Origin of the sequence: Mesorhizobium sp. M1322 (assembly GCF_040318085.1) — a bacterium.
GTDB lineage: Bacteria > Pseudomonadota > Alphaproteobacteria > Rhizobiales > Rhizobiaceae > Mesorhizobium.
On sequence record NZ_JAMYLP010000193.1, the window covers coordinates 1 to 1,925 of the forward strand.

2 protein-coding genes are annotated in these 1,925 nt (G+C 52.6%); both read right to left on the reverse strand.

Translation table 11 applies throughout. The features are described 5' to 3' along the window. Positions 1-49 precede the first annotated feature (49 nt). Positions 50-466, reverse strand: a complete 417-nt coding sequence (locus NKH12_RS30290; protein ID WP_352956463.1) for a hypothetical protein — start codon at positions 464-466, stop codon at positions 50-52. A 135-nt stretch (positions 467-601) separates the two neighbouring features. Continuing rightward, a complete protein-coding gene (locus NKH12_RS30295) occupies positions 602-1,558 on the reverse strand; it encodes a DUF2806 domain-containing protein (protein WP_352956464.1) in 957 nt (318 codons plus the stop codon). Between the last annotated feature and the right edge of the window lie 367 nt (positions 1,559-1,925).

Consider the following 1,925-nt stretch of genomic DNA (forward strand, 5'->3'; position numbering starts at 1 on the left):
GTCGGCGCGGTCGTCGACCTCTTCACCCCAGCCGAATGTGCCAATTACTTCAAAGCCGCAGGATATGAACCGGATTAAACAGGACGTGCTCTAGAGCGCCAAGAGGACTACATTTCCGCGTGTTGATGAAGAGCTGGTGGATGTTGTGCCCGAAGTCCCAAATCGATAGGGCACCTTCTCGGCCCGCGATGTGCTGCCAGGCTGTAGCCTTTCTCATGGCCTCGTTGAGATGTTGCCATCGCGTATGTTCTTCTAGGCCTTCCGCTATGCTTTCTGTTTGAGCACGAACGGCATTGCGTCGCTCCGTGCAGAAATCGAAAAGCGCAAGCGCGTCGGAGAACGCCAGCTCAAAACGTGGGACGTCACCAAGCTGACGATCAACGGCGCGTATCAAATCCCGTGCAGATGAATCGAACCCTTCGTTCGCGATCCGCGGCGTCCCTTCTGAGAAATCGGAGCCTAGCATGATCTTCTCCGGTGTTTCCGAGGCGGCAAAGATTCTGTCAAACGTCAACCGTTTGGCGCATGATCGGGCCCTTCCTGCTGTTTCGGCAAAATTCGACCTGTCGGTTTCCAAGAACCCGAGTTTGGAGGACTGTTCTCATAGAGAAAGATCTCGGACCGCCTCGGAAACTCTTTCAGCCAGAGACTTGAACGCAGCAGTTGTATTGTCCGGCAGTATCGAAGAAATCGAAGCTCCCGCCTGCGTAAGGACAAAGACTGACATTCCTGGCAATCCATCAAGATAATTGAATACGTCATTAATCGGGACCCCAGGACTCTTCGGTAATCCGATTCCTAATTTCCCAAAATTCCAAAACCACTGATCAATGCCCTTGTCGGTGGTAACCGCCGAAGACATTCGCATTTGCCCGGAAACACCCGGTTCAACTAAAAGTCCTGCCTCGCTCAGTTTCACCGAGTCGTCAAATGGCAATTCTCCAACCAAGCACTTTGGAAGTACATCAGCCAACCGATGCTCACAAACCCGTTCAAATAAGGCCGCCACAACCGGGTCGATTTCATCGACAATTCTCAAGACTTTCACTGAGAAGGTTCCAGGACTGCGAATTTCCGCAGCTAGGACGCGCCCCCACTTCTCTCGCAACTCATCAGTGGTCGCACTGCCCGCATACCCATCGAACCTTTGCACAAAACTGTCGTCCAGTACTTCTGGTCCGGTTGTAGATTCCGTATCTGTTGGGGGCTGCCGGCGAAGATCTTCGATCGCTTTGACGAGCACTGCGTCTTTGTTCTCTCTCTGGACAAAAATAGACACGACGTGACCTCTGAGTGCCCGTTCAGCAAATTCTCGGTCGGTCTTTAAGCGATCGATCCAGATCTCTGTCAGAGCTTCTATGGCGCGCATCCTAGCGTCAGCACGGGCACGTTTTTCTGCCGTCCATGCCTCCATTGGCGCATTCATCAGTTCGACGAAGTTGCCGCCAAGACGATCGACTGCCGCCACAAACCTGCTCTTCGCGCTTGCCTTAACACCAGTTGCCGAAATTTCAGCAGAGACCGATGTCTCTCTGTCGAGATGATCTTTTTCCTGCAATTGTTTCCTCCCTAGCCCTGTCGCACAACAGCAGTTGTGTCGGTAGAAATCAATTGCGTAAGCCACTCGCCAGAGGCTTCAGTCTTCACCAAAGGCACGAAGTCGGATCAGAATAGGACGCATCGCAGTAAAACTGACTGTAAAACACCACTGGGTCTTCGCTAGCGAAATCGGGCGCAAAGCCTTTGACACAACCTGTAGCGGGAATCGAACCCGGCGGACTTTCAGCTTGGGAAGCTAGCCCTTTCGGCCGGATTCCAATGGCTTGCCTGTAAGTGTCCGATCCAAAAAGGAGTGAGTGATTTCAGCAGGTTGTGATTCTGTCGGATTGCTGAGATTCGACGGAGATCACGATGCCTTGGACCGA